The following is an 8,674-nucleotide window of genomic DNA, read 5'->3' as shown; positions in this document are numbered from 1 at the left end:
ATCTTAAAACTACTAATAAATATATTTTTATATTTGCATAATCATAAATTTAAAATAAAGGATGATAAAAAATGACAGAACAAAATTTAAACTTGATTAATGAGGTTAAAAGAAGAAGAACCTTCGCAATCATTTCACATCCCGATGCAGGAAAAACTACATTAACTGAAAAGTTTCTATTATATGGTGGAGCCATTCGTGAAGCCGGTTCAGTTAAATCAAGAAGATCTCAAAAACATGCAGTATCTGACTGGATGGAGATAGAGAAACAAAGAGGTATCTCTGTTGCATCAAGTGTTCTTCAATTTGAATATGATAACTTTTGTATAAATATTCTTGATACTCCTGGTCATCAAGATTTCAGTGAAGACACTTATAGAACTCTTATGGCTGCAGACTCTGCAGTAATGGTTATCGACTCTGCTAAAGGGGTTGAGGCACAAACAAAGAAATTATTCCATGTTTGTAAAATGAGAGGAATTCCAATATTCACATTTATAAATAAAATGGACCGTCAAGGTAAAGACCCATTTGAATTACTTGAAGATATTGAAAATGTTCTAGGAATTCGTTCTTGTCCAGTAAACTGGCCAATTGGTTCTGGTAAAGAATTCAAAGGTGTATTTAATCGTCATAAAAATCAAGTTGAAGTATTTGATGATGGTAACCATGGACAAGCTATTGCCAGCTGTATAACTGGTGATCCATCTGATGAGAAGTTCACTGATTTATTAGGTCATGACCTTCACGAAAAACTATTAGAAGATATTGAACTTTTAGATATTGCTGGGGATAATTTTGACTTAGAAACAATATTAAAGGGTGAATTAACACCAGTATTCTTCGGAAGTGCCCTTACTAACTTTGGTGTGGAGCCATTTTTGGAATCGTTCCTAGATATAACAACACCACCAACTGCTCGTAAAAGTAATTTAGGTGAAATTGATCCTACCTCTGATAACTTCTCAGGATTTATATTTAAAATCCAAGCTAATATGGATAAAAATCACAGAGATAGAATCGCATTCTTAAGAATTTGCTCTGGTGAATTCGAAAAAGGTATGACAGTAAACCATGTTCAAAGAGGTAAAAAAATTAAACTTTCACAACCTCAACAGTTCGTGGCTCAAGACCGTGTAATGATTGATAAAGCATATCCAGGTGACATCATTGGTATACACGATCCAGGAATATTTAATATTGGTGATACATTAAGTGCAAAACAATCAAACTTACAATACACTGGTATACCACAATTTGCTCCTGAACACTTTATGAAAGTATCTACAAAGAATGCTCTTAAGAGAAAGCAATTTGTAAAAGGTGTTACTCAATTATCAGAAGAAGGTGCTATACAAGTATTCAAACAACCTAATGGTGGTATGGAAGAACTTATCGTTGGAGTTGTTGGTGTACTTCAGTTCGAAGTTTTAGAATATCGTCTAAAACAAGAATATGGTGTTGATGTAATGATGTATCCACTACCTTACGCCCATCTACGTTGGGTTGAAAATGATCTTTCTAAATTTGGTAAGCTTTCAATGCCAATGGATACATTACTAGTTGAAGATAAAAATAGAAATCCAGTAGTATTATTCGCAAATGAATGGTCTGTTAGAACTCTAGCTGAAAGAAATGAAGGTTTAGTTTTAAGAGAAACTTCTTTATAGAAAATTCGCTTTGTACGCTGACCAAGTCACAAAGCTAGAAATAAAAAAATATCCCTTAAGTTTATGCTTTATAAACAAAGGGATATTTTTTTATATTTACATTGATTTTTTTTTAGTTAAATTTGATACCACTGTCTTTGTAATTATCCATAATATTAAAGTAACTATTATAGATATAGTTCCTATCTTCACATCATAAGCCATAGCTAAAATACCTGCCAATAAACAAAAAATCCAACTTATAGGGCTATATCTAAATTCTGAATATTTCATATCGTGAAGTTTATCATATGCATATACCCCTAATCCAAATAGTATAAATACTACTCCTATTACGGTTCTTACAATTTCAACTGTATCCATAATATCCTCCCCTTAATTCTTATATTTAATTACTTATTTAAATAGTATCATAATTATTCCAGACTTATATAAGTCATGTGCACTTCCGTAATAACTAGATGATAAATCGTTTTAAATTATCAATAGAAATAACTTCATCTAGGTACTTATTACCTATTTTTAAAACCTTATTAAACAAGAACTCACTTAAGCCAGTTTGAGGTAAATCCCAAGGTCTATTATAATGACTAATATTCCAATTTTGTAACAATGCTTTATCTCTGTAATTTTCACAATTAGTTATAACTGAATTTGCTGCTTGTTTTTTAGACACTCTTCTTTCCAAATAGTATTTACTAGCACTTCTAACTCCACTATGAATTATTGCAAAAACTTGAGATATTGAAAAATCATTTAATAATTCTTTCATTATAAGTAATGTTTTATCACCAGGATTAAATTCAAAATTCACTTTTTCCATTTGATAATTTAAATATTCTAAACATTCCTGTAATGCAATTTCCTTCCACATATTATATGCTTCCTCTATATCTATTTCTAAATTAGGATTTTTTATTTTATATAATGTATCACTTTTATCTTTATCATATTTGATATTCATATTATATTTTACTCTACTTAGATAAAATGTTTTTGGAAATTCGTCATTATCCTCAAAAGCTGTTATATCAGAGTATATATATGGAGATATAATTCTTTCACGAAATAAATATCTAGGTATTTCTACATCTAAGTCATTTGGCATAATATAAATATCAGTTTCATCTAATGAGTTTAAGTGCGAAGTATCTTCACTTAAGCAATATTTAACTAAAGTACCTAAGTATACTCTTTGCTTAAAACTTAAACTTTCTATATCTATTAGAGTATATCTACTTGGATTATATAAATCTATTATTTTTTCCCTTTTTTCTTCATTTATACGTTTTCTAATCATAATACAAGTATCACAGTTGCAGTTAGGTGTATTTTCATGACCACAAACAATACAGTAGGGTTTATTTAGATTATATCCATACAATGATTTTGACTCTCTTTTCTTAAACATATTACTTTCACAATGAACACAAAATTCATCCTCCAACTCTTCTGGTGGAAAATAGTTATAAAGAACTGATGGCGTAACATCTACATTATACTCTTTTACTAATTCCTTTACTGTTTTTTCACCTTCATAATATGAATTAATTAAATCATCTAATTCTTCTTCATTTAAATGCTGTAATTTTTCATGTATTTTTAGCAACTTCCCCACTCCCCTTTATTAAGCCCTAATTATCTTTATTCTATTATCCCATTAGGTATATTTTAACATAAAAATAAGTACCTTTCGAATAGGTACTTATTTTTATTTTATAAATTTACATTAAAATCTAAAGTTCACTAAATTATATAAAGGAATAAGCCTCTTAGCCAAGCAGTTTCAATGGGTTGACTTGCTATCCTTTTAAAACTCTTCTATCGCTTCTCTTCTTATATTAATTTTTCTTTGGATATCTTCATATACTGATTTCAAACATTGGCTATCTATATCAGACAGTGAATGGTATTCAACATCAATATTCCACTGTATTTTTACACATTCACTAATATTTACACTGCTCGTAACTTCACAATATTTTTTTATATTAGCTCTAGTATCTATATCTAAAACTGAATTAAGTTCTAAACTTCTATTAATATTTGTTCTTTTTAATCCTTGTATAAATCTTTCATTGAATATAGTGTCACTTATAATGGAATTATCTGTGAAATACCATATTAACTTGTCTATAAAATCTGTATTTTTTAGACTTTCACTTAAGTCCATTTTTTCAAAAACACTCTCTATTTTATCTTCCTGTACGTTTACACCTTTTATATTGATATCATTATCACCATCAAATATTGACTTGAATTTAGCCTTTGCTGCTATCTTTTTATCTGTTGCAGTAGCTATTTTTCTTGTGCATGTAATTTTTTCAACTCCCAAAGCTTTTAATATCATTGTAGCCTCATTAAATATGCTATCCGTAATATATTTATCAAAATCATTTGCTGGAACTAAATGCTCTCCTATATTTCTATTTAACACATAAACTTCATTTCCATTAATCATTTTTCCTGTAATCAGTTGTGCATATATGTCGTTTCTCTTTCTAGAAGGTATATTCCATATAAATAAATTTTTCTTTTGAGTTCCAACAGTTTCATCTGTAGAAGTTTGTCCTTTTAATTTATATATAATTGTTTTATCACTTTTGCCTTTTTTATTATTTAATTCAGTCATATACTTTTCTATAGCTTTACCTAAAACTCCTACAGTAATCATAATTGCACCTGCATCGTCTACTAGTCCCAAAGCTGGGATTATATCTGGGATTATATCTGCTGGATTAAATACATATATTAAAGATGCTAAAGCTACTATCTTACTCTTCCACTCTGCTTTTGGATCTTTTAAGAGTTTATACATAGCTTCAATATACTTTACTACCTTTTCTAAAGGAGTTCCTTTTATCTTTTCATATATTTTGGATTCATTTTTTAATATATCTTCTAAATCATCTTCTGTATATTTATTGTCTTGTAAAGTATCTTTTATTTTTTTATATTCACTTTCTTTGATTATATGAGTATCACAATAGGGGCATATTATTAAATCAGCCTTACTTATTTCAAACTTTTCATTACATCCTGGACATATATATTTCATTTTTACTCTCCCAATAAATAATTGCTATTATATTTTGCTTTTCTTATTTCTATTTGATGGTTATACCTTTATGTATATTTATATTAACAAACTTGACCAGATGTCAAGGTTCTTGACAGAATGCTCTAATAGGGCACTGTGTGCATTTAGGATTTGCTGTACATACTTCTCCATATCCTTCCGCACAATAATTCCATACCAATGAATCAATTAGAGCCATTGATAGCCCTGTATTTTTCGAGATCCTTAAAACCGTTTCATAAACCTCTCTCATAGATGCAGGAGAGTGGTTACCTTTTCCCATACGATTACCACCGAAAAAACGGCACAAATGAACATCCGGTTTTGCACCATCTATTCCAACATTACGTAGATATTCCCAAGCTAATGGTTCTCCCACATTATGTAACTTATATTTAGAATTATATGCCGATAAACTTTTTACGACTTCATAGACAGGTGCTGATGTAACAAACGCATCCATACTACCATAATCTTGCTCTATCTTTTCCATTGTTTCTATGTTCTTATTGATATTTCGCATCTGTGAGGCAATATTTCGATTTCCACATTTTATTCGACATATTTCATTTGCAAAAAAATCACCATCTGTTGATTTCACTCTATCCACATCGTAATTATAGAAAATAGAATCTATTTCTGAAAGATGTGGTACTATCCTACTCCAAGGGCGTTGATTACTCAATAAAGAATATATTAAACCTTGCAAGTGGTCTGATAACGAGTATTCCTTGCCCTTCTTTCGTGCTATAACATTTTCTTCAACAGTACTTTCATATATTTGCTTATTCGACAACCACTCTCTGATAATGTAAATCCACTCAAAATTTTCCTTTTCTTTAACTTCTCCTTGAACATAAACACAGTTATATGTTTTAGCTATTAATTCGCACAATCTAGCCAAATACTGAAGATTACACTGATACACTACATCTGGGGAAGGATGTACCATACACTCATCTCCCCAACGATCTTTATTTTTCTCAAATTCTCGAATTTCCTTAATTAAAGCGTCTCGTTCTCTTATTAGACCTTCATAACTTTTATCTTCCAAAGATTCCATATATGATTCTAGACTAATCATCATAAGCCTCCCCCTCCCTTTTTACATATGTTAATTCTATATTGTTTTTAATCATATTCTACAAATAAATTCAACTCATCTAAACATTTTTTATAATTTGGAAACTTATTAGCCCTTAAAGCAAATTTTCTGTTATGTTCTCCAAAATCCTAATAAATAGTTTCATGATACACTACTGATGAAAAATTATACTCTGGACCTTTTTCAGAGTTTTAAGCAATTCTATTATTATCTTTCTTGATTATAATTATTATATCATAATGTTATCAAAGGGTAGATTTCTCTACATACTTATTCCATCATTTTAGTATATTTATACATTAACTTCGCAAAATAAATACTGAGGTGATTATATGAAAAAAATATTAAAAATCATTATGGTTTCACTCTGTATTCTTACAGTCAGCGCACCCAATATACTTGCATCAAGTAAGTCAAATGAGTTAAGCACAAAACAATACACTAAGACTTTGAAAACCTATATAAAAAAGGATAAATTTGATACTTTAGATAAATATCCAACTGTCTTAAATCCTATAAAATTACATAAAGCAGAAAAAGTTGGTGTAGACTATGGCTACATTGAACCAACTTTAAAAAAAATCAAGGAAAACAAGAAAAAAACTCAATCTCTTATTTCTTTTTTAGAAAATAACTCAACAAATAATAAAGAGATTAATATATTAGCCAAAGATATGTTGTCCATGTTAAATGATATGAACGATAATTTAGATAAAGCTTATAATGAATTTAAAAATCAGTATAAAAAAGATATTTCTGAATGTGATAAACTAGATAACCTTCAATCTAAACCTACTTATTTTGGTTTTAAAAATAAATTATGTGCTTATGACTATATAAATAAATACAACGACCGAGTTGATAAAGTAATGAAAATTTACAATCAAATAAAGAAAGTATCATAGTACTACAAAAAGCCTGGAGAATTGAACTCCAGGCTTTCATATTTATTTTCAAAATAAAATCACTATAATAATTGTGACTGTAGGTAAGTTTGTTTTACCCAAACCTCTCTACAACCATAAATTAAAGTTTCATTATCTATATCAAATCCCTATGATACTTCTTTCGTATTTGTATTACTAAATTCCGTATCTGTTTCTATATAATTTTCAAGTACTCTATATTTATCTAAAAAATCATCAGTTTTGGAACTATTTTTATCTGAGTATTCATTATAGTTTCCTGTTGGTTCAATTGCAAAATCATAAAAATTAGTATATGAATTATATGTATCACTTATTATATTTAGCACATCTGATAAATCTTCACTACCTTCAGGTATTGATTTTAATTTACTATATAACAATTGTATTTCTTCATCATAAGTTTTAGCTAGCTCAATCTCCTCGTTTTTATCCAAAACAGCCATTAAAATAGCTGAATCTATACTAGAGCCATGTTTGTCCTCAAAAATATTTTCATGCCAATATTTTTGAACTGTATCTGAAATATCTTCTAAATTTGCTCCTGCTAATAGTACTTCTTCTTGATATTCTTTTACTAACTGAATATATTCTATCCTTGCTTGTTGTTGTTCTTGTTTTTTATTATAATTATGAACCGAAACACCTATTATGCTAATACCTATTATGCATAGAATTATTATTAAGTACTTTTTGTTGAATTTAGGTGAAACTAGATTTTTTACTGGTTTATCTTTATCTACTTCATCTGCTTTCATACCACATTTAGGGCAGTAACACTGTCCGTCTTGTAATAACTGACCACAATTTGTACAGAATTTATTATCTTTTAATTCTGTTTCTTCACCTTGTGTTGAATTTTCATTTATGTTCGTTTCTTGATTATTTTCTTCTTCCAATTGTAAATCATTCATATTATCATGATTGCAAATTTTGCATAAACCATTGTTGTCTAATAAGCATTTTTTATGGTATATAGCATCGCAGTTTTTGCACAAAAATTTATCTTCCTCATCAACTTCTTCATCACAAAAAGTGCATATATTTTTATCCGTTTCATCCATACTAACCCTTCCCTCCACATTATATATTTTTTAAATTATATGATTTTATATGGGTATATATGTACTTTGAGTTGTAGTAGATAGACATACAGAAGTACCTATTTATGCTACATGCCATCCGGTTATAATTATAAGGCACACAATGGTTCATTTACTATATTCAAAATCATTTCTGCTTAATAAATTTTGATATTCTATTCTCTTAAATATACAGTATAATAAATCTATAAAATAATCTGAAGTTACATAATGAAAAAAAGTATAAAAGTAGTAGCAGCTATTATAGAAAATGAAAACAATGAGATATTATATGCTTTAAGATCTCCGAGTATGAGTCTACCAAATATGTAGGAATTTTCAGGTGGGAAAGTTGAAGAAGGTGAGTCTTTATGATCTGCAATTTAAAGTGAAATTAGAGAAGAATTAAATTGTGATGTAAGAGCTTTAGAAGTTTTCCATGATAATACTCATTAATATGAAAAAGCTATAATTCCTATTTTCTTGCAGAAATCATAAATTTCGTCTAGTACCCCTGATTGTGGAATATATAGAATCATTCCTTTTCTACTTCTTGTTAAAAGTACTCTATAGATATTTTCCATAATAAGTTCATGATTATTATATTCTTTATAGAAAATTCGCTTTGTACGCTGACCAAGTCACAAAGCTAGAAATAAAAAAATATCCCTTAAGTTTATGTTTTATAAACAAAAGGGATATTTTTTTATATATTTACATTGATTTTTTTTTAGTTAAATTTGATACCACTGTCTTTGTAATTATCCATAATATTAAAGTAACTATTATAGATATAGTTCCTATCTTCACAT

At 28.6% G+C, this 8,674-nt stretch carries 7 protein-coding genes; 2 read left to right on the top strand and 5 right to left on the bottom strand.

Annotation, left to right across the window (positions count from 1 at the left end; genetic code table 11):
• Positions 1–71 precede the first annotated feature (71 nt).
• Complete coding sequence (locus NSA58_RS11685) at positions 72–1,670, top strand: peptide chain release factor 3 (RefSeq protein ID WP_039678253.1); 1,599 nt, start codon at positions 72–74, stop codon at positions 1,668–1,670.
• Positions 1,671–1,766: 96 nt separating this feature from the next.
• Here the strand turns inward: NSA58_RS11685 and NSA58_RS11680 are convergent, their stop codons facing one another.
• From NSA58_RS11680 to NSA58_RS11665, 4 genes are all read right to left on the bottom strand, one after another.
• On the bottom strand, positions 1,767–2,033 hold the full coding sequence (locus tag NSA58_RS11680; protein WP_039678241.1) for a hypothetical protein: 267 nt from the start codon (positions 2,031–2,033) through the stop codon (positions 1,767–1,769).
• Positions 2,034–2,127: 94 nt separating this feature from the next.
• Positions 2,128–3,279: a hypothetical protein gene (locus tag NSA58_RS11675; protein ID WP_257560491.1), complete on the bottom strand. Its 1,152-nt coding sequence runs from the start codon at positions 3,277–3,279 to the stop codon at positions 2,128–2,130.
• Positions 3,280–3,480: 201 nt separating this feature from the next.
• Entirely contained in the window at positions 3,481–4,728 is a 1,248-nt protein-coding gene (locus NSA58_RS11670) for a DUF1232 domain-containing protein (RefSeq protein WP_257560490.1), read from the bottom strand.
• Between the two features lie 103 nt (positions 4,729–4,831).
• Positions 4,832–5,653, bottom strand: a complete 822-nt coding sequence (locus NSA58_RS11665; protein ID WP_152607197.1) for a hypothetical protein — start codon at positions 5,651–5,653, stop codon at positions 4,832–4,834.
• 533 nt (positions 5,654–6,186) lie between these two features.
• Here NSA58_RS11665 and NSA58_RS11660 point away from each other — a divergent pair.
• The gene (locus NSA58_RS11660) at positions 6,187–6,759 is read left to right on the top strand and encodes a hypothetical protein (RefSeq protein ID WP_039678243.1); all 573 of its coding nucleotides are present in this window, start codon (positions 6,187–6,189) and stop codon (positions 6,757–6,759) included.
• A 149-nt stretch (positions 6,760–6,908) separates the two neighbouring features.
• Here NSA58_RS11660 and NSA58_RS11655 read toward each other — a convergent pair whose 3' ends face one another.
• Complete coding sequence (locus tag NSA58_RS11655; RefSeq protein WP_039678242.1) at positions 6,909–7,844, bottom strand: PHD finger domain-containing protein; 936 nt, start codon at positions 7,842–7,844, stop codon at positions 6,909–6,911.
• Positions 7,845–8,674: the final 830 nt, after the last annotated feature.

The organism is Terrisporobacter muris (genome assembly GCF_024621905.1).
Taxonomy (GTDB): domain Bacteria; phylum Bacillota; class Clostridia; order Peptostreptococcales; family Peptostreptococcaceae; genus Terrisporobacter; species Terrisporobacter muris.
The sequence above is the reverse complement of the archived record's forward strand: the minus strand, read 5'-3'. Positions and strand labels throughout refer to the sequence as shown.